Genomic DNA, 20,610 nt, shown 5'->3' with positions numbered 1-20,610 from the left:
TGTGTACGCGAGGTGTACAAACTCCAATTTTTTTAATATTTATTTATTAAACATTATTGATTTTTCAACGTTAATAAGCATACTGTTTCTATATGCATCGTCCAAGGAAACATATCTACTGGTGTGGCTTCTACAAATCCGTATCCTTTTTCTCTAAGTATTTTAACGTCTCTTGCCAATGTCGCAGGATCGCATGAAACATAAACTATTCGTTCTGGTTCTGCGTCTGCTACAATCTCAAGCAAATCTGGATAGCATCCTGATCTTGGAGGATCTAAAATGACCACATCAGGTTTTATTGGCTTAACATTAAAATCTTCATCTGCATTATCTTTAACTTCTAAAAGTTTTGGTAATTCTTCTTCAACCTTGCCACAGATAAACTCAGCATTAACTACACCATTTATAACGGCATTTCTGTTTGCATCAATTACTGCCCCTTTAACAGACTCTATTCCAATCACTTTATTTGCTTTAGATGCACAATATAAACCAATAGTACCTACTCCGCAATAAAGATCAAGAACAGTCTCTTTCCCAGTTAGTTCTGCATAATCTAATACTTTATCATATAGTTTCACCATCTGCTCAGGATTTACTTGATAAAAAGACATAGGGGAAATTTCAAAACTCATTTCTCCTACTCTTTCCAAAATTGTCGGTTTACCTGCCAAGGTTATACAATGATCGCCCATTATTTCCGAAGTCTTCTTTTTATTAACATTGATTACAATACTTTCCAAAGAATATTCAATTCCATCTTCCCTTGTGGGGATTTCATTAACAGCATCATCCATCATTCCTATTAATTTTTCTCCATTTGGAATACCTTTACCGTTAATAACCAAAATAGCCATCACCTCACCGGTATTATGAGCTGTTTTCACAACTAAATGGCGCATAAGCCCTTTTTCCCAATTAGGATCCCAAGCGGTAATATTATCTTCTTTCATATATTGACGTACAGCTTGCGCCAATTTTTCCACAGGTTCAGATTGAATTAAACATTCATCGCAGTCTACAACTTCATGAGATTTGAACTTATAAAATCCAATGGTACACTCACCTAAATTTTCAAGAATACCGCCTTTTCTTGTTATAATTCCTCCACAACTTATGGGCATCTGTGCTTTATTTCTGTATCTATAGGGAGACTCCATTCCTATAGTCTCATTTACTTTTGGGTTTTCAATTCCTCCCAACCTTGTCAGCCTATCAAAAACCATCTTACGTTTAAACTCCAATTGACCCTCATATTTCATATCTTGTAGGGCACAACCTCCACACTGTTTTGCATATTTGCAAGAAGGCGTAATTCTAAGATGAGACGGTTCTTTTATTTCTAGAACACGACCGAACGCATATTTCTTTTTCACTTTAGTAAGCTTTACTAAAGCTGTATCTCCAATTATTGCTCCGGCTGCAAAAACTGCCATTCCATCAACTCTGCCTATGCCCTGCCCCTCTGTACTCATGTCTTCTATTTTTATTTCGTAAACTTGTCCTTTTTCCATATTTCAAGCCTTTCTTAGTTATTTTTCATATAATATTCCTCTTAAATATAGCTTATACAATAAACCTTAATATATTAATAATACATATCTTCATTTACAATTAATATTTTAGATAAGTCACTGCTCATTCCAATATTAAAACGTTTTAAACAATATAAATTATCATTCAAATCTGCCATTTCATTTTCTACCATAAATCCAAATATAATTCCCTGCCTTTCTAAAGCTTCCATACACCATGGATCAAAAGCCCCATAAGGATATGCTAAACAAAAAACCTTATTCCCAACATTTTTCTCAATATACTTTATACTAAGTGCTGCATCTTCTTCAAGTCTGAATTGGTATTGGGCACAGCTTTCTACCAAACCTCTTTGAATACCATTGGAAGCTAAATTCACATGTTCACCATCAGAATCAGAATTATGTAAATTATAAGTATGGCTTTGAATATCAATATACCCACTTTTATACATCTCTTCCATCTGATCCCACGTTAACTTTGGTACATGACCATTAACCTTTTTATTCATATTTTTTACAATAACAAAAATAGTTGCTTTCATATTATTGTCTTTCAAAATTGGATATGCAATTTTATAGTTGGATTCATAGCCATCATCAAATGTTATCATAACAGGGTTTTTGGGCATATCCATTTCATTATTTTTGATTAACAGTAAATCTATAGGTAATAATGCAGTAAATCCATTTTCATTTAAATATTTCATATGCTCTCTAAATCTTTTTTCTGTTATGGTAACACCGCTGGCTTCTCCAGATTCCACTAAATGATGATACATTAAAATTGGAATTTTAGTATTTTCTTCTGGAATCAAATCCGTCTCAGCATATGACTTTGCGCCAATAAAAAACGATAATAAAATACAGCCAATACAAATAGCTGTAATTAAAAATAATTGTTGTATTTTTTTAATTCTGCTCATAACTTCATTCCTTATAATATTTAATTCTAAATTAGTATTCTTCTATTAATCTTCCATCTTTGCTAAAGAATGTTTTATATCCTAAAGTAACAAAAAGTACTACAGTAATAGTTGTACATCCTAAAATTGCAAGCATAATTCCTATTTGATAAAAATTCAAGACCAATCTGAAGATTATCTTCAATTATACCATCATATATAATAGGAGTTTGACTAAGCATTACAACACGTCTTCTAAGTTCTATACCATTCATGTTTATAATATCAATTCCATTATATTTTATATTTGCCTCATCAGGTAAAATTAACCCATTTAAAAGTTTTAAAAGAGTGCTTTTACCACTTCCTGAAGGACCTACTACGCAAGTTACCTGCTTATCTATAGTAAGTTGTTTTATGTCTAAAATGTTTTTAAATTTTAAATTATTTATCTCAAACATATTTTATCCTTATATTAGCTCAAATTCATTCCTGTTAAAATTAATCAATCCTTCTTCCTTTAATTTTCCTAACTCTCTTGACATAGCACTTCTGTCAACACTAAGAAAGTCTGCCAGTTCCCCTCTGTTAAACGGAATTACAAATTTCTTGCTTCCTGCTTGCTCAGAATAATCTACCAAATAAGTATATAATTTTTCTCTTGTGGTCTTGCATGATAATAATCTCATTTTTTCATTCATCAAAATATTTTTTTCTGCAATAACCCTTAACATATTAGCTATTAGAACTGTATGAAAAGTGCAAACACAAGCGCATTGAACGATGATTTTTCTAAATGGAATCCAAACTACACTGCAATCTGAAACTGCCACCACAGTTATAGGCAACTCCCTTTGTCTAGCAGCAACATATGCTTCACCAAACAAATCACCTACTGAAACTTCAGATAAGATAGCCCTGTTGCCTTCTAAATCCTCCCTTGTAATCTGAACATTACCTGATATTAAAATACCTACAGAAGATAATATTGTCCCTGCATTAACAATAATCTCATTTTTATCATATTTCTTTTCAGTTGCCCCTAAACATTGTAACATATTTTCAAGATCATTTTCCTTAATGCCTGAAAATAACTCTGTTTTCATTAATATTTGTATATTTTTTTTCATAGATATCCTCATATAAAATTTTTTTAATTTTGTTGCAAATGCAACAATAATTCTTCTGACATTGTACTATACTAAAATCACAAAAGCAACAAATCAGTTTATTTAACTTAAATATAAAAATTCAAATAAAATATTAATTTTTAAAAAAATTAGGAGGAAAAAGAAATGAAAAGAAAAATAATTCACATTGATAAAGAAAAATGTAATGGATGTGGTATATGCGCAGAAGCATGTCATGAAGGTGCTATAGGAATGGTTAACGGTAAAGCAGAGCTTTTAAGAGACGATTATTGTGATGGTCTTGGGGACTGCCTGCCGGCATGCCCTACAGGTGCAATTACCTTTGTAGAAAGAGAAGCTCTTCCTTATAATGAAGAAGCGGTAAAAACCAACATGATGAAGAATAAAGTTCAACCAGAAACATTAGCATGCGGATGTCCGGGAACTCATTCAAAAATGTTAAAGAGAACCGAAGATAAATGTTCATCCTCTCAAGCTAATATGCAAGCTGCTGAAAATATAACTTCACAGCCTTCAGAATTACAACAGTGGCCTGTTCAAATAAAATTGGTTCCTGTAAATGCTCCTTACTTTGATAATGCAAACTTATTGATTGCTGCAGATTGCAGTGCATATGCTTATGGTAATTTTCATAAGGAGTTTATGAAAAACAAAATTACTATAATAGGCTGTCCTAAATTAGATGAAGGTGATTATTCTGAAAAGTTAACGGAAATACTAAAAAATAATAATATTAAAAGTGTTACTATAGTCAGAATGGAAGTACCTTGTTGCAGTGGTCTTGCTAATGCTGCAATAAATGCATTAAAAGCAAGCGAAAAAATGATTCCATGGCAGATTGTAACCATATCAAATGATGGTAGAATACTTGAATAACTTAATTTCCACCCTAAAAAAGGTAGCAATTTATATAATATATATCAATTGCTACCTTTTTAATTACAAAACCATATTAAATTATAACAAACCGAGAATAGGCTTTTTTTAATTAATTTCGAATATACAAGTATACCAAAAAGAATAACTTATACCTTTTAAATTTGTATTATAAGGAAATAATACTTTGCCCATATATTAGCTTACTACTTAAACCATTTCTACTCTCTTTCTGTTTTAAACTGCTGAATTTCTTCTGCAAGAAGAATTGCTTGACTGGAAAATTCTTCACTTGCCGCTGCATTTTCTTCAGAAGTCGCAGAATTTGCATTAACAACAGACTTTATTTGCTCCAGCCCTAGATCAATATGATTCATTTGCTCCGTTTGTGATAAAAATGCCTTTTCAATTTCAAGAAGAGTACTTTTTACTACATCTACCTTTACAGTTACATTTTGGATCATATCAGCAGTATTGTCCGCTATTTCATAACCTTTATTCACTGCGGATATGGAACTGTTAATTAAATCTGACGATTGCTTAGCTGCTTCAGCTGATTTCTGTGAAAGGTTTCTCACCTCTTCTGCCACCACTGCAAAGCCTTTACCTGCATTTCCTGCTCTTGCCGCTTCCACAGCTGCATTGAGAGCCAGAATATTCGTCTGAAATGCTATACTGTCTATAGTCTTAATAATTTCACCAATTTGATCAGATGTTATTTTTATATCATTCATGGCCGAAAGCATATGCTTCATCTGCTCATTTCCTGCAGTGGCATCTGCAGCAGTATTATTTACGTTTTCTACTGCCAAACGTACTTTTTCAGCATTTTTGTTAATCTCTTCTGAAATATCATTCACAGAAGCAGACATCTCCGAAATCTCTCCTGCCTGTTCTGCCGCGCCAGAAGCCAACATCTGTGCAGAGGTTGCAATTTGTTGTGATGTATTGTTAAACTGCGTAGCAGTGGCACGAATATTACTGAAACTGATACATAACGCAGAAGAAATATCAATTAAGGCTTTATGAATAGGTTTAAAGTCACCCATATATTCCACTGTGCTTTTCACGGTAAAGTTCTTTTTAGCCATTTCAGTAAGTACATTAGTAATATCGAAAATATAGCTTTGAAGTTGAGATATCATCTCTCCCATAGATTGGGTAAGTAGTGCAATCTCGTCTTTTTTCGTTTTCGTTTTACTGCTAATATCAACATTTAAATTCCCTTCTGATAACATTTTTGAAACTTCCGTCAGCTTATACATTGGTCTTTTAATATTTCGATCCACAAAATGAAACAATATTAACACACATAAAATAATTATAATAGCAGCCATTATCAGAGTATGTATAATAGAAGTTTTTGTAAATTGCTGCGCATCCTGCTTAGATAATCCAGCAAATATGACACCTACAATTTTTCCATCCTGATCAGTCAATGGCTTATATGTTGTAAAATACGGAACCCCTAGTATTTTAGCAGTTCCTGTATATGGCTGACCATCTTCCATGACTTTGCTTGCAATTTCTGTATCTGTATTATCAGAATCTTCACTTTCATCCTGCATAACTGTACTTGCAATTTTTTCACTTCCTGAAAAAACCGTAAGTTCTACATTATGAAGTGATTTTAGTTCATCAAGAAGATCGCTGTCTTCAAAAGTATGACCTGTAACAACTGTCCCAATAATATTTCCGCCAGTATCATAGATAGGCGCTCCTGTCCTACATGAAAGCTTTACCAAAGCCCCTGGTTCCAAAGTTGTATATATTTCGCCTTCTAACGCCTTTTGTACATTTGTTTGGCTAAGGATATTATCTCCTCGTTTATCAGGCTGATGCTGCCTTATAATAATATTTCCAGATGTGTCAGTAATGCTTATGGTATCCATATTTATAATTTCATTCAAGTCATCCAAAGCTTTTTTTAGATCATCAAAACTTCCCTTTTCCATAGCTTCCACAACTTTATAATTTTTAGAAATAGATACTGCATTTTTCATGGAATCATCAAGCATATCAGTTATCCCACTACTTAAATCATCTATTGCGGAATTAATACGTTCATAGCCTACTTGCTCGTTATATTTTGCATTTTCTTTTAAAAGAAGACTAGCAACAGCAGCAATAGATATAATTATTACAATAGTTGTAAACAATAAAATTTTATTACTTATTTTCATTTTTTATCCTCCAAAATAGTTTGATTGTTTTTTTGCGTCTAACACCTCCTTTAATTTCTCTTAAAGCAAACAAACATTTATCATATTTATTTAACATCAAGATATCATTATAAGTAGCCAATTAATAATAATGCTGCGGTACAGTTCATTTGAATTAAACTTTATAAATAATAACATCAATAACTATTCAACAAAACATAATTGTTAATTAACAAATAAAAATATTCTATTCCTATATTTTATTACCCTTAAATAATCTTTTTAAAAAATATAAGTATAAAACTATTATATTTTTCCAATTTATAACGACGTAATATATAGATATATATAAAAGGGGGAATAAAAATGAAAATCGAATCAAGCTCAATTACTATGAACTCAACTCGAAACTATGATTCTGTGGAATTTACTAGAATTAATTCAGAAAATACACAGTGGAAAGCAAAACCGGAAGATAAGAAAGATAAATTAGAATCTGAAGAAGAATTATCAAAATTTATTAATGGTGCAAAAAAGCTTTTAGAAGATGACAATCAAAAAACACAGATTGGATCTACAATAACTGATTCAGAATCTGCTGAGGAAAGTGCTAATGGTGTAACAAAACCAAACTATCAATTGTTAGCCAATAACGCAAATAATAATCCGTTTTCTATTACGGACTTGCAAGATCACAAGATCTCATTGTTAAGAATGATGCTGGAAATGCTTTGTAAAGGTCCACATGATAATAATTCTTTTTACAGCAGTATAAGCCAAAAATCTCAATATTCATTGCAATCTATGTCCATCAATTTTGGAAATGCACAGTCTCTGCCTTCCTCAGGAACTTGGGTAAGGAATGTTAATGCAACTCGCTTTTTTTCTGAAACAGAAAGTACAACTTTCACATCTGTTGGGATTGCAAAAACCCAAGATGGACGTGAATTAAATTTCGGAATTGATTTAGAAATGACTAGAAGTTTTATGGAATATACCAATGTAAAATGGTCTGAACAAGTTATTATGACTGATCCTCTTGTAATTAATTTAAACAGCAATCCCGCTAGCCTCAGTGACCAAAAATTCTGTTTTGATATAGATAATGATGGAAACGAAGATAATATTTCATATTTAAATAAAGGGAGTGGCTATTTAGCTCTAGATAAAAATAATGACGGTAAAATAAACAACGGGAGCGAATTGTTTGGAACTAAAACCGGGGATGGTTTTAGTGAACTTTCTGCTTATGATTCAGATAAAAATGGCTGGATTGATGAAAATGACGAAATATATAATAAACTAAAAGTTTGGATTAAAGCAGATGACGGTACAGACAAGCTTATTAATCTAAAAACTGCTGATATAGGAGCCATTTATCTTGGAAGTACAAAGACGGACTTTACTTTGAAATCACAAGAAACCAGACAAACAAATGGACAAATCCGCCAAACCGGTCTTTATTTAAAAGAAAGTACAGGAGCAGCTGAAACAGTACAGCAGATTGATGTTTCAGTCTAGATTCAACACAACAAATAAATTTATAAATTTTTATATCCAATCTGCTTTATTATGCAAATAACTTTTTAGTTTATATGCCGATATTTTATATATCATATCTTTACTATATTGTAGGGAAAAATCTTTATATTGGTTTATGGTATTCTGATCTTGATTTACGGTCAGATAGCAGCATGAGTGAAGAAAATAATTTTAGACTATTTAAAAATGTATAGAAAAGACTTGATATGATAAAATTAAATATCATATCAAGTCTTTTAAAGTACTTTTATTCACAGTTAATTTAAATATATTTATGTATGATTTCTGCTAAAAATTTATAACCCTCTTTCGTCGGGTGAATACCATCGTAATAAGTATAATGTTTACCTTTCAGTGCTGCATATTGGGAAAATTCATAATTTGTATCAATTACTTTAATATTATTATCTATTCCATAATTGATCATTAATTTTTTTAATTCAATTATCTGTTCCTGAACAAGCTCATAATCCACATCACTTCCTACCATCCATTTTAATTTAGCCATTTCAATATCCACTGATAATGGAGTAAGTAATATTACTTCTATATTCTCTTTTTTTGCCGTCTCAACTAAATCTATTATAATCCCCATACATTCATCAACAAAGGATTCTTTGTATATAAAATCATTTGTTCCTGTCATAATTACTGCCAAGTCCGGTTTATATAACAAGACATCTTGATTAAATCTTCTTCTAACGCCTCGAGCGGTATCACCATTGATACCTTTATTTATTACATAATGTCCGGATAAGGTACTATATAGATCTACAAAGCTTTGATTTCTACTATAAGGAAAACCGTTTACAATGCTGTTTCCAATAAATACAATTTTTAATTTATCATGCATTTTCATTGTAAGATGTATTTACTCAATACATCAAGACTCTCCTTTCCTTTTTGCACTTATGAACCAGTTTATATTCTACAATATTTCAATTATGGTCAACCGTTCTGAAGTTTTAATTAAACTTAATTTTAGTCAAGTTAGTCAAGCTATAAGCTTTATTTTCATATATTCTTTTAGACTCTATGATATTCTTTAAAGCAATCTAAACATACTTTTTTACCATTATCTAATCTAACATAAGGTTCCGCTGTGCTTTCTCCGCAAATTTCGCAATCTACAGACTGAAAAAGTCTAGCTTTCTCTGGCAGCTCATAGTTCGGCTTCATTTGAGTAAATACGTCATCAAATGGTGCTTCTAATATATAGTTTTGTTTCTCTTCCCTGCTTTCTGTTTTAGGAAGTTCTTTTAAAATCAGTCTAACACTTTGCCCTGTCTTTCTATTAAAAAACGAAAATGCCTGCTTTCCTCTTATTCTAAAAATTAAATTTCCTTTACCTGCACTGCATCCTAGTACAACTTGAATACCATCTACTCCGCAAGCATCATTCTCTGTAACACAAACCACCTCTTCATCTTCAGAAAAACCAATTCCTAATATTCGTTTAGCTTCAATGGATGCTCTTACGCCAATTGCTAAGCCAGGACACTTATGTCCGTGAAATTCGGAACATTTGTTAAAAATTTCTTTGTTATTCATATTTTAATTCTCCTATTTGTTTATGTAAAATTACTTATTATCGTTAAGATCTTCCATTATTCTTTTATGAAGCTCTTGATTTTTATTTTTTAATCTTATTGGTTTTAATTTTTCATCTGTAATAGCATGTTTTGTAAATCCTGTAACAAGAATCTCTCCTGTTTCTTTTCGTAAAATTTCATATGCCATTGTTACCGTAGCTGCTTTCAATTCCTTGACCCAAGTATTTATAGTAAGTATATCATCATATACTGCCGGCAATTTATAATTGCAAACTACACCTGCCAAAGGCAGCCATACTCCTTCTTTTTCCAATATAGAATAAGGAAATCCAATCTGTCTGAGATACTCAGTTCTTCCAACCTCAAACCACTTAATGTAATTTGTATGATATACAATTCCCATGGCATCGGTATCAGCATAAATTACTCTGACTTCTGTTTCATATTTTTTCATTTTACTCTCCCGACTTTTTTATATCATTTATATATACTATTTTAACACATCTATCTGGATTCTTCTATATTTTTAGGTGGATTAGACATCATTTCAGCTCTTATATTGTCCGCACGTGATTTTTGCAGATTATAATCTTTATATGATACTTCATAAGGATCTTCTTCTGTATAATATCCATAATCACCTGTAAGGCTAGAATAAATCATAGCTTTTATATTTTCATCTTCTTCATTTTTATATATCTTATAAAGATATGGAACCGCTCCATCATACAATTTATTTACTGCTGATTCATCCATCATTTTTAAGGTACCTTCTTCATATCTTTGTATGTTATATTTGGCAATTTGTCCATCTACATTACCATAGCAAAGAGCCATAAAACAAATTATAAAACTAACAATAACAGCTTTAGAAGCATTAAAAACTTTTATTTGTCTTATTAAAACGATAAAAAAGATAATAAACAATAATACCATAAACCATGTAGTATAAATTCGTAGCTGAGTTAATCCATAATACTTTATATATAGTATCATTTTGCTTACTGCTGTACATATAAAAAGCATTGTAAAAACAGACACTAAAATTATATGGGCTCTCAGCATAAAAGGAACTTCTTTGTTTCTTTTTATTAAAAGATATGCCACAGTTATTATTAATAAATTAATACCTGAAACTGTACATAATTGAAAAAAACCTCTTCTTGCATATTCTGCATAAGTCATTGTCTGCGGAATCATATCATGGAAAGCAGAAAATAAATATGCTGATTGAGATATAAAAAACATAAGGTATATTAAATTCAATGCTGTTATAGCAGAATAAACCGTAATTTTTGGTGCAATTTGAACACTTTTTGCACTATGATCCAAAGATTCAGTTGTAATTTTACTTGTATTTCTCCCCTTTACATCCCCGTATATAAGACCATATAAATAGCACGCTACAGGAATACCAAATATAAATTGAAGAAGATATTCACCCATTTTGTCTGAAACAAGTTCTTGAATTTTTGACATAAAACTTTCAAAAACCACATCAGCAGAAGTCAAAAGACCAATTATTATTATTAAAATAGGTAAAAAGATTATAATCCCAAGTACCCCTGCTAAAAAACCATTTCCATGCTTATTCTTAACAATTCCTTTTTTTACAGCAATAAAGCAATTGCCAAAATTTGAGAGGGGTACAATTAAAGTTTGGCTGATTGCATCTCCTATTAAATAAACAGATAATCTTTTCTCCAAATATCTATCTGTTGATAGGCAAATCCAATAAATAAAGCACCCTGATAGAAACAAAAAGTTTAAAGTCTTGAGGGTTGGTCCATCATATAATGTGAAGTTTAAAGCCGATATAATAGTAAGTCCTAAACAAGCTAAACTCCGCCTGTTTTGCCTAATCCCATTTGCTCTCATATAAATCCACGTAATTAAACAAATAAGAAAAGCAAAAACAGTAACACCTAAACTTAATGTGACAAAATGGATTAATTCCCAATACAAGAATCCACATACAAGCATTGAAAATGCAAAGATTACATCTTTTAATTGAAATACCGCTGGCGGTAACTTTTTAATTGTAATATTTTTTATATCATTACTTTCATTAATAGTTCCGAATACAACTCCGTCCCTTTCCCCTGATAAATCATCTCTCATTTTTATTCCCCTTTATTCTTCATTGATATACTCTAAAATATCCCCAGGCTGACAATCAAGAGCTTTACAAATTTGTTCTAATGTTGAAAACCTTATAGCTTTAGCCTTATTATTTTTCAATATAGACAGGTTTGCCGGTGTGATGCCAATTTTCTCTGCCAAATCTCCTGCAGACATTTTTCTCTTTGCCATAATAACATCGAGATTTACTACAATCGCCATAATCACTCCTCCTCTATATTGTAAAATCATTTTCGATTTTCATTATAACTGCTTGTTCAATAACATTCTTTACAACTCTTAGAATTAATCCTATAAATGCAGTAACAATTGCTACTACAATGAACAGTAAATAATAATATCCTGCGAAGAGAAGGATAAATGCCACAGAAAAGCAGCACCAAGATATAATCCTAAGATATAAAACATTTTTTTGTATGAAAACATCTTCTCTTTTTATATTTGCAAGTAACCGATCGAGACTTACCAATGCTGTCAATGCGGGAATACAGCAAGCGTAAAGAATTATCATAAATCTTGTAACATTGGGAGCATCAATATTCCACCCTATTAAATTTACATACCGATCCATTAATGATGGAAGTGACACCCCTAAGCATACAACTAATAACATGACCAATTTTGTACAAACACATGACAATTTAACCGATTTAAGAGAACTCCACATAATTCATATTCCTTTCAGATAATTTTAATTTATGTAATATAAAGCTTTATATCTTTATAATATCATATTATAGTTGATTGTCAATATATTTTTATTGTTTTTCAATAAATACATATTGTTAAGCAATAATCATATTTATATTATACTTATTATTTGTCCCCTTTCAGGAAGATGATTATCATTAGTCTATACTAAAAATTTACCAACCCATACTTCTGAAAAGAAACTGCAAATCTGGTAATAAAAAGTAATTCATGTTATAATGATCCCTATGATTGTAACAGCGTTGCTGTAAGGTGGGAACCATTGAAACATCTTGGATACTTGTGGCATGTTTTAATGATTCCTATGATTGTAACAGCGTTGCTGTAATGTAGAAATTATTGAATCATGTCTGCGGTCATAAAGCTGTATGCAAAGCTGTATGCAGAATGTGGAAACATGATATAATGGTTTCTATGATTGTAACAGCGTTGCTGTAAGGTGGAAATCATTGAAACATCTTGGATAACTTGTGGCATGTTTTAATGGTTCCTATGATTAAAGGGGAAAAAATCTTTTAAGTGAAAGAGGATTTTGAAAGGGGATTTATGTTATGAATAAAAACAGTTTTAATAAGGAAGAGACAATCAGAGAAAAGGATGATGTTAAAATAATAAAGACAAAAAGGAAAAAAATTGTCCTCATGACAATAATAATTTGTTTTCTAATTTTAGCTGCTGTTCTTATCATTGGCGTAAAATTAATTATGGATTCTTTTTCTCCTACACCGAATAACGAAAGAAATAAGTCTACAACAAACATTACCATGATGGTTCCTATACAAGACAATGCAAATCGAAAAGCAATTGTAAGGACCTACACAGCAGAAGAATTTGATCAATTTGATTCCGCAAAGCTCAATAAAATAAAAGAAACAGTAAGCGGAAATATAGAAGGTGATATCCCTGCACTATATCTAAAAGATGATAAAGGAATCTTATACTTTTCTTTTCAAAAAGATCAAAAAGAAGTTACTCCTGATTTTGCTCCCAAGATTAAAATCACTGCATTTCCTTCTATGAGCCTTCAAATATCCAAAGAACAGGAAAACAAAATCAACCAAGGACAGCTTACGGAAGATACAAACAAAACCTATTCTTATGAAATCCAGCGTTACTACACACAAGACGAAAAGTTATTTGTAGAATCTGCTCTTGTAGAAATAAGATATTTCATCGATGGCAACGAATATGTTTCAATGTTTGGTGTAAATACAACAAATGCAGGTAAGAATGATGATTTTTTTGAAAATGATTAAATTAATCTTTCCCATAAAAAACTAGTAAAAGATATAAATTGAAAACGCTTCTATAACTTACTGGCAATTTCTTCTATTTTTTTAAATCTATGATTAATGCCCGATTTTCCTATGGGAGGATTCATCATTTCTGCCAACTCCATAAGAGAGGCTTCAGGGTTTTCAATCCTGAGAATCGCTGCTTCATAAAGCTTATCCGGAAGAGATTTCATTCCTCTTATTTCTTCTATTTTCTTTATATTATTAATTTGCCTAACTGCTGCATTTATAGTCTTGTCCATATTTGCACTTTCACAATTGATTATTCGGTTTGTCTTATTTCTCATCTCCTTAACAATTCTAGTATTTTCAAAACTCAAAAGCTGACCATGAGCACCTAAAATATTCAGCAGATCAATAATTTGTTCTGCCTCTTTAATATATACAATATAACTTTTTTTTCTTATTACAATTTTAGATCTGAGACCAAAACTGTTTACTAATTTTTTTACATCATTTGCCAATGTTTCACTATTACATACAAATTCCACATGATATGCTTTTTCCGGATTGCTTAATGTTCCTGCTCCTAAAAATACACCTCGCAAATATGCCCTCTTACAACATTTCGTTTTGATTATATCTTGAAAAATTCCGTCACTTATATAATTACATCCTTCTCTAACTAAAAGTACCCCGATTTCCCTGAGTATTTGCTCCGCATTCATATCTTCATCTATGGTAAGCTCGTATAAATGACCCTTTTTTAAAATTGCTGTCTGTACTATCAAAAGATGAGTTTTTGCATCAAAATAATCTTTAATAAGCTTTTTAAATAGCCTGGCTACAGCCGCATTTTCTGTTACGATAGATAATTTTAAATTACCCTTGCCTGTAAGCTTTATAGTACCGCACATACGAATAAAACCTGCAATTTCTGCAAGTTTACAACATTTCTTTTCAGGCTCAACTCGAGCCAGTTCATTTTTTGTATTAGCTGAAAACGACATTTTTTTATCCTTCTACCTTTAAACTACAATCTAACGCTGATTCCTCTAGTTCCATTCAGAAATAGAACATTTTTCTATAAATCCCTATGAACAGTTATTACTCTTTTCCCCTGCTCCGTAAATAGTTTTGAGAAAACATTTGCCATAGTTACTGAACGATGCTGGCCCCCAGTACAACCAAAAGCAAGTACCAAATGCGATTTGCCTTCTCTTATATAAAGGGGCATTAAATAATTAATCATTTGATCCACAGTTTTTACAAATTTTTTACTTTCAGGAAATTTCATAATATAATCTCTAACCTTTTTACTGTTACCTGTCAACTTTTTCATACTAGCTAAATAATAAGGATTAGGAATAAACCTCATATCAAAAACAATATCTGCATCAAGGGGAATACCGTTTTTATACCCAAAAGATTTAATACTGATTGTAAAAGCCTCACCATCATCTTCAGATAGCAGCAACTCTTTTATTTCCTTTTTAAGCATAGAAGTCTTCATACTTGATGTATCTATTATATAGTCCGCCATCTTCCTGATTTCCAAAAGTTTAATTCTTTCCTTTTTCAGTCCATCCATAATTGTACCGCCTGCTAAAAGTGGATGTGTTCTTCTGGTTTCGTTAAAACGCCTTATCAACACTTCATCAGAGGCTTCAAGAAACATGATTTTTAACTCCAATCCAGATGACTTAAGTTCCGTTAAGATATGTTTTAATTCATTAAAAAACTCACCGCCTCGAATATCGATTACAAATGCTGCTTTTTGAATATCAGTTTTGCCTTGTACACATAAACTTAAAAATTCTTTTATTAGAGCCGGAGGCATATTATCAATACAATAATAGCCCAAATCTTCTATGCAATTTATAGCCTGGCTCTTCCCTGCTCCCGATAACCCTGTAACTATTACAACGTCCATCTTTTATCCTCCTGTAAATTCAAGTCTCAATCTTATTATTCCACTTTCAGATTTATTATTCTGTTCAAATCAAGACCAGCTTTTAATGCACGTTCCACTCCGCCTAAACAATCTCCTACTCTTTCAGGTGTATGAGCATCGCTGCTTATAATAAAGCTCACATCATATTTTGCCGCAATTTTAATATCTTCAATTGTAAGACATTTATGCCATGTACTGATTTCCATCAAAGTATTTGTTTCTTCACATGCTTTCGAAATCTCAGCTATATCAAAAGCTCCCTTATCCCCCGGGTGAGTTAATATTTTTATATCATTTTCATATAAAGCCTTAACCGTAATATCTGTATTAATACGTCTTTGCCTCTTAGTGGTTTTTTTCATAGCTCCATATATAATGTAATTATTTGCATGAGTAAAAAGTGCCTTTACAGGTCTTTCTCCAAATACTCCATAATGATACCCAGCAAGCACATAATCAAACAACTTTGCTTCTTCTTTTGTAATATCTAAATTACCAGAACTGTTAATAATATTAGCTTCTATCCCAAGGAGAATATCTATTTGAGGATAGATCAATTTTAATCTATCAATTTCCTCTCTCATCACACGAATATTCTTCCTTTTTACACCATAAGAAACATGCCCCGGGCCATGATCAGAAATGCCAATAGTATCAACCCCTCTATCGATAGCTACTTTTACATTATCTTCAATAGTACCTTTTCCATGTGAAAATATAGTATGTGTATGAATATCATATTTTAATCTGTACTTTTTATCTTTCTCCAATTATTCTAACCTCCGGCTCAAGCATAACGCCAAATTTATCCCAAACTGTATTTTGTACGATTACCATTAAATTTATTATATCGGTTGCAGTTGCTCCGCCTTTGTTAATAATAAAACCAGAATGTAACTCCGAAACCTGCGCTCCTCCTAATGACAATCCTTTTAATTTTGCATCCTGTACTAACTTTCCTGCAAAATACCCTTCAGGTCTTTTAAAAAAGCTTCCGCCACTTGGATAATTTAACGGTTGTTTTTCATTTCTTAACTTATTAAACTTTAACATTTTTTCTTTAATTTTATCTTTATCTCCATGAGATAATTGGAGTGTTGCCTCTAATACAATCCACCCATTTTCTTGAAAAATACTGTGCCTGTATCCTAATTTCAATTCCCTATCATTTAATTTGTGAATTACACCTTCTTTATCCATTGCATTAACATGAATCAAAACATTTTTTATTTCTCCGTCATATGCTCCCGCATTCATTACTACAGCACCACCTAAACTTCCCGGTATACCTCCTGCAAATTCAAAACCCGTTAAGGAATTTTCCATCGCTTCCTTAGCAATACTTGAAAGCAATGTACCACTGCCAGCTGTTAATATATCCCCCTCTACGGAGATTTTATCAAAATTCTTTCCTATACGAACAATTGCACCTCTGTAACCACCATCTCTTACTAGAAAATTGCTACCATTACCCATAAGAAAATATTCACAGTTCTGTTCTTTAAGAATTTTTAAAGTTCCTGCCAATTCATTGTTATTTGACGGCGAGATTAAAAAATCTGCATACCCCCCAGCCTTAAAAGAAGTAAACTGGCCCATATCAACATTTTGCAGTATACTTTCTTTATCTATAACCTCAATTAAAGTATTATAAATTGCACTTTTATTCAAATTATACCCTCCTGCTATTACCCTTTTTATATACTTATTATAACTATGAGTATACTTTATTTCATTATATTCGTTTTATTACATAAAGTAAATCTTTTACTCTTTGTTTTTTTACAGTTATGCATAATTATAAATAATTTTTGCATAAATATAAATTTACTATTGAAATTATATATTTTAGATGATATACTAAAAACATAATAAGGATTAAGTTGATTTTCTGTATTAAATAGAAATTATTAACTGTCTTTTTAAGAAACAGATATACAATTTTTCGTGTTTTACACATAATAAATTTACTGTGAAAATAAATAAAGTATTCATAATTTGATTACTCATAAAGGAGGAAATATAAAATGGCAAAAGAAAAAGTAGTATTGGCATATTCAGGTGGTCTTGATACTTCCGTAATCGTAACATGGTTAAAAGAAACATATGATTACGATGTTATCGCTGCTTGTATAAATGTAGGTCAGGATGAGGATTTTAAAGCTATAGAAAAGAAGGCTTACGATACAGGTGCTTCTAAAGCATATGTGGTTGATGTTACAGAGGAATTTATTACTGATTATATTTGGCCTACTTTAAAAGCAGGAGCAGTATATGAGGGTGATTATCTTCTTGGAACTTCCATGGCTCGTCCCCTTATAGCTAAAAAATTAGTTGAAATTGCAAATAAAGAAAATGCACATATTATCGCTCACGGATGCACAGGAAAAGGTAATGATCAAGTACGTTTTGAAGCAACAATCAAAGCTCTTGACCCTTCCATATCAATTGTTGCACCATGGCGTATTTGGGATTTAAAATCAAGAGAAGACTGTATTGAATATGCGGCTATGCATAAAATTCCAATTGCACAAACAACAGAAAAAATATACAGCAGAGATGAAAATATATGGCATATAAGCCATGAAGGTGGCAATTTAGAAAATCCATGGAATGAACATAAGGATGATATGCTTGTTCTAAGTGTACCTCCTGAAAAAGCTCCTGATAAGCCAACTTACGTTGAAATCAGCTTCATAGAAGGAATTCCTGTTGCTATTGACGGCGTTGACATGGATCCGATTCAGCTTCTTACTAAACTAAATAAATTAGGTGGAGAAAACGGTGTAGGTCAAATAGATATTGTAGAAAATCGTCTTGTAGGAATGAAATCTCGTGGTGTTTATGAAACTCCCGGAGGAACTATTTTATATGCCGCACACAAAACATTAGAAAAGCTAGTATTAGATAGAAATACAATTGCTTATAAAGGTATTGTGGCACAAAAATATGCAGAACTTATATATGATGGACTTTGGTTCACTCCGCTTCATGAGGCAATCAGTGCATTTATTGACTCCACACAAAAAATGGTTACTGGAGTAGTAAGAGTAAAGCTATATAAAGGAAGTGCTGTATCAGTTGGTTCAAAATCCATATACTCTTTATATAATGAAGAATTTGCTACATTCAGTAAAGATGAAGTTTACAATCAAAAGGATGCAGAAGGATTTATCAACCTGTTTGCCCTATCACTAAAAATCAGAGCTATTATGAACGAAAATATTAAGGGGGAAAAGAAAGATGAAACTTTGGGGAGGAAGATTCTCAAAAGCGGCGAGTTCGTCGGCTAACGAATTTAATGCATCCATAGAGTTTGATCAAAGATTATATAAGCAGGATATTACCGGCAGTATTGCCCATGCAAAAATGCTGGCAAAGCAAGGTATTATTACAAAAGAGGAGGCTCTTGCAATAGAGTCTTCTTTATTAGAAATCTTAGATGATATCGAGGATGGTAAAATAGAGTTCACAATTGAGCAAGAAGATATTCATATGAATATTGAAAGCATTTTAACTGAAAAGCTTGGTCCTATAGGTAAGAAGCTTCATACAGCAAGAAGCAGAAACGATCAAGTTGCAGTAGATTTAAGACTGTTTTTAAAGGAAGAAGTCAAAAGTCAAATAAACTTATTAAAAACCTTAAACAGTACCCTTGTAAATATTGCAAAAAACAATAAAGATACTGTAATGCCCGGATATACACATCTGCAAAGAGCACAACCTGTTACATTTGCTTACTATATGATGGCTTATTATCAGATGTTTAAAAGAGATATAAGCAGATTAGAAGACTGTAATAAAAGAATGGACGTACTTCCACTTGGTTCCGGTGCATTGGCAGGAACAACTTATGATACAGACCGCGATTTCTTAGCTAAAGAATTAGGCTTTGAGTATGTAAGTGAAAATGCCATGGATTCTGTAAGTGACAGAGATTTTGCTATTGAATTTATTGCCTGTTGCTCTACAACTATGATGCACCTTTCAAGATTTTGTGAAGAATTAATCATATGGAGTTCAACGGAATTCAGCTTTGTTGAAATGGATGATGCTTATAGTACAGGTAGCAGTATTATGCCTCAAAAAAAGAATCCTGATATGGCGGAATTGATTCGCGGAAAAACCGGTCGTGTTTACGGAGATCTAGTAACACTTCTAACTATTATGAAAGGACTTCCTCTTGCCTATAACAAAGATATGCAGGAAGATAAACTACCTGTGTTTGATGCTTCTGATACATTAAAGGCATCTATATCAATTTTTACTCAAATGATAAGTACTATGAAGGTAAACTCTGATGTCATGGAAAAGGCTGCAAAATCAGGTTTTATGAACGCCACTGATGCCGCAGATTATTTAGTTTCTAAAGGTCTCGCTTTTAGAGATTGTCATGAAATTATCGGCAAAATAGTATTGTATTGTGTAAACAATCAAAAGGCAATTGAAGAATTAACTTTAGATGAATTAAAAACCTTCTCAGATAAGTTTGAGGAAGATATTTATGATAAAATAAATATACGTGCTTGTATAGCAGCAAAGAAATCAAAAGGATCAACATCCTTTGAAAGTGTAGAAGAAATGTTAAAAGACAAGTAAAAATTTAATAATATTAATATAAGACATAGGGAAAACTCCTCTTATGATTTGTGTAACCAATTTAATCATAAAACAGCGTTAACCTTATGTCTTCTTTTTTATCTAACCAAGTAGAAATTATATAACCTAAATTAATAATTCTTAAATACTCTCATTCTTTTATTATACGGTTAATATCACTATAAATATTTATTGTATATGAAAATCACTTTAATAATTAATAGTATTTAGTGTGTTATCTAATG

21 protein-coding genes are annotated in these 20,610 nt (G+C 31.7%); 5 read left to right on the top strand and 16 right to left on the bottom strand.

Going from position 1 to position 20,610, the window contains the following annotated elements; genetic code table 11:
* Nucleotides 1-53: 53 nt before the first annotated feature.
* The 4 genes from rlmD to K292_RS0110270 form a co-directional block, all read right to left on the bottom strand.
* Nucleotides 54-1,514, bottom strand: coding sequence for a 23S rRNA (uracil(1939)-C(5))-methyltransferase RlmD (gene rlmD, locus K292_RS0110285; protein WP_027399772.1), 1,461 nt, complete (start codon nt 1,512-1,514; stop codon nt 54-56).
* A gap of 74 nt (nt 1,515-1,588) precedes the next feature.
* Complete coding sequence (locus tag K292_RS16785) at nt 1,589-2,461, bottom strand: polysaccharide deacetylase family protein (RefSeq protein WP_051280643.1); 873 nt, start codon at nt 2,459-2,461, stop codon at nt 1,589-1,591.
* 74 nt (nt 2,462-2,535) lie between these two features.
* Nucleotides 2,536-2,901: an ATP-binding cassette domain-containing protein gene (locus K292_RS19115; RefSeq protein WP_051280641.1), complete on the bottom strand. Its 366-nt coding sequence runs from the start codon at nt 2,899-2,901 to the stop codon at nt 2,536-2,538.
* Nucleotides 2,902-2,910: 9 nt separating this feature from the next.
* Nucleotides 2,911-3,570: a Crp/Fnr family transcriptional regulator gene (locus K292_RS0110270; protein ID WP_245570855.1), complete on the bottom strand. Its 660-nt coding sequence runs from the start codon at nt 3,568-3,570 to the stop codon at nt 2,911-2,913.
* 165 nt (nt 3,571-3,735) lie between these two features.
* Here K292_RS0110270 and K292_RS0110265 point away from each other — a divergent pair, with 165 nt between their 5' ends.
* Nucleotides 3,736-4,467, top strand: a complete 732-nt coding sequence (locus K292_RS0110265) for an ATP-binding protein (RefSeq protein WP_027399770.1) — start codon at nt 3,736-3,738, stop codon at nt 4,465-4,467.
* A gap of 221 nt (nt 4,468-4,688) precedes the next feature.
* Here K292_RS0110265 and K292_RS0110260 read toward each other — a convergent pair whose 3' ends face one another.
* Nucleotides 4,689-6,650, bottom strand: coding sequence for a methyl-accepting chemotaxis protein (locus tag K292_RS0110260; protein WP_027399769.1), 1,962 nt, complete (start codon nt 6,648-6,650; stop codon nt 4,689-4,691).
* A gap of 345 nt (nt 6,651-6,995) precedes the next feature.
* On the opposite strand from K292_RS0110260, the gene K292_RS17905 reads away from it, so the two are divergent.
* Nucleotides 6,996-8,150: a hypothetical protein gene (locus K292_RS17905; protein WP_051280640.1), complete on the top strand. Its 1,155-nt coding sequence runs from the start codon at nt 6,996-6,998 to the stop codon at nt 8,148-8,150.
* 283 nt (nt 8,151-8,433) lie between these two features.
* On the opposite strand, the gene K292_RS0110250 is transcribed toward K292_RS17905, so the two are convergent.
* The 7 genes from K292_RS0110250 to K292_RS18650 all read right to left on the bottom strand — a co-directional run bounded on the left by K292_RS0110250 (nt 8,434) and on the right by K292_RS18650 (nt 13,054).
* Nucleotides 8,434-9,030, bottom strand: coding sequence for a GDSL-type esterase/lipase family protein (locus tag K292_RS0110250; RefSeq protein ID WP_027399768.1), 597 nt, complete (start codon nt 9,028-9,030; stop codon nt 8,434-8,436).
* Between the two features lie 167 nt (nt 9,031-9,197).
* Entirely contained in the window at nt 9,198-9,722 is a 525-nt protein-coding gene (locus K292_RS0110245; protein ID WP_027399767.1) for an FmdE family protein, read from the bottom strand.
* Between the two features lie 30 nt (nt 9,723-9,752).
* Nucleotides 9,753-10,178, bottom strand: a complete 426-nt coding sequence (locus tag K292_RS0110240; RefSeq protein WP_027399766.1) for an acyl-CoA thioesterase — start codon at nt 10,176-10,178, stop codon at nt 9,753-9,755.
* A gap of 50 nt (nt 10,179-10,228) precedes the next feature.
* Nucleotides 10,229-11,845 (bottom strand): DUF4153 domain-containing protein, encoded by a 1,617-nt coding sequence (locus tag K292_RS16770; RefSeq protein ID WP_051280638.1) that lies wholly within the window; start codon nt 11,843-11,845, stop codon nt 10,229-10,231.
* A gap of 12 nt (nt 11,846-11,857) precedes the next feature.
* On the bottom strand, nt 11,858-12,067 hold the full coding sequence (locus K292_RS0110230; protein WP_027399765.1) for a helix-turn-helix domain-containing protein: 210 nt from the start codon (nt 12,065-12,067) through the stop codon (nt 11,858-11,860).
* Between the two features lie 13 nt (nt 12,068-12,080).
* Nucleotides 12,081-12,437 carry a DUF2975 domain-containing protein gene (locus K292_RS0110225; RefSeq protein WP_245570854.1) on the bottom strand — a complete coding sequence of 119 codons (357 nt, stop codon included), beginning with the start codon at nt 12,435-12,437 and terminating at the stop codon, nt 12,081-12,083.
* A gap of 476 nt (nt 12,438-12,913) precedes the next feature.
* The gene (locus K292_RS18650) at nt 12,914-13,054 is read right to left on the bottom strand and encodes a hypothetical protein (protein ID WP_156900519.1); all 141 of its coding nucleotides are present in this window, start codon (nt 13,052-13,054) and stop codon (nt 12,914-12,916) included.
* Nucleotides 13,055-13,128: 74 nt separating this feature from the next.
* Between K292_RS18650 and K292_RS0110220 the strand changes: the two genes are divergently transcribed.
* Nucleotides 13,129-13,833, top strand: a complete 705-nt coding sequence (locus tag K292_RS0110220) for a hypothetical protein (RefSeq protein WP_051280636.1) — start codon at nt 13,129-13,131, stop codon at nt 13,831-13,833.
* Between the two features lie 50 nt (nt 13,834-13,883).
* Here K292_RS0110220 and whiA read toward each other — a convergent pair whose 3' ends face one another.
* The 4 genes from whiA to murB all read right to left on the bottom strand — a co-directional run bounded on the left by whiA (nt 13,884) and on the right by murB (nt 17,437).
* Nucleotides 13,884-14,822 carry a DNA-binding protein WhiA gene (gene whiA / locus K292_RS0110215; RefSeq protein ID WP_027399762.1) on the bottom strand — a complete coding sequence of 313 codons (939 nt, stop codon included), beginning with the start codon at nt 14,820-14,822 and terminating at the stop codon, nt 13,884-13,886.
* Nucleotides 14,823-14,896: 74 nt separating this feature from the next.
* Nucleotides 14,897-15,745 carry an RNase adapter RapZ gene (gene rapZ / locus K292_RS0110210; RefSeq protein ID WP_027399761.1) on the bottom strand — a complete coding sequence of 283 codons (849 nt, stop codon included), beginning with the start codon at nt 15,743-15,745 and terminating at the stop codon, nt 14,897-14,899.
* A 35-nt stretch (nt 15,746-15,780) separates the two neighbouring features.
* Nucleotides 15,781-16,536 (bottom strand): PHP domain-containing protein, encoded by a 756-nt coding sequence (locus tag K292_RS0110205; RefSeq protein ID WP_027399760.1) that lies wholly within the window; start codon nt 16,534-16,536, stop codon nt 15,781-15,783.
* Complete coding sequence (gene murB / locus K292_RS0110200) at nt 16,523-17,437, bottom strand: UDP-N-acetylmuramate dehydrogenase (protein WP_027399759.1); 915 nt, start codon at nt 17,435-17,437, stop codon at nt 16,523-16,525. Before murB ends, K292_RS0110205 begins: the two co-directional genes overlap by 14 nt.
* A 356-nt stretch (nt 17,438-17,793) precedes the next feature.
* On the opposite strand from murB, the gene K292_RS0110195 reads away from it, so the two are divergent.
* Both K292_RS0110195 and argH read left to right on the top strand, forming a co-directional pair.
* Nucleotides 17,794-19,059 (top strand): argininosuccinate synthase, encoded by a 1,266-nt coding sequence (locus tag K292_RS0110195; RefSeq protein WP_027399758.1) that lies wholly within the window; start codon nt 17,794-17,796, stop codon nt 19,057-19,059.
* Complete coding sequence (argH, locus tag K292_RS0110190) at nt 19,010-20,365, top strand: argininosuccinate lyase (protein ID WP_027399757.1); 1,356 nt, start codon at nt 19,010-19,012, stop codon at nt 20,363-20,365. The genes K292_RS0110195 and argH overlap by 50 nt, the downstream gene beginning before the upstream one ends.
* Nucleotides 20,366-20,610 lie beyond the last annotated feature (245 nt).

Origin of the sequence: Anaerovorax odorimutans DSM 5092, assembly GCF_000426305.1 — a bacterium.
GTDB classification, from domain to species: domain Bacteria; phylum Bacillota; class Clostridia; order Peptostreptococcales; family Anaerovoracaceae; genus Anaerovorax; species Anaerovorax odorimutans.
This window is presented reverse-complemented; position numbering and strand designations above follow the sequence as displayed.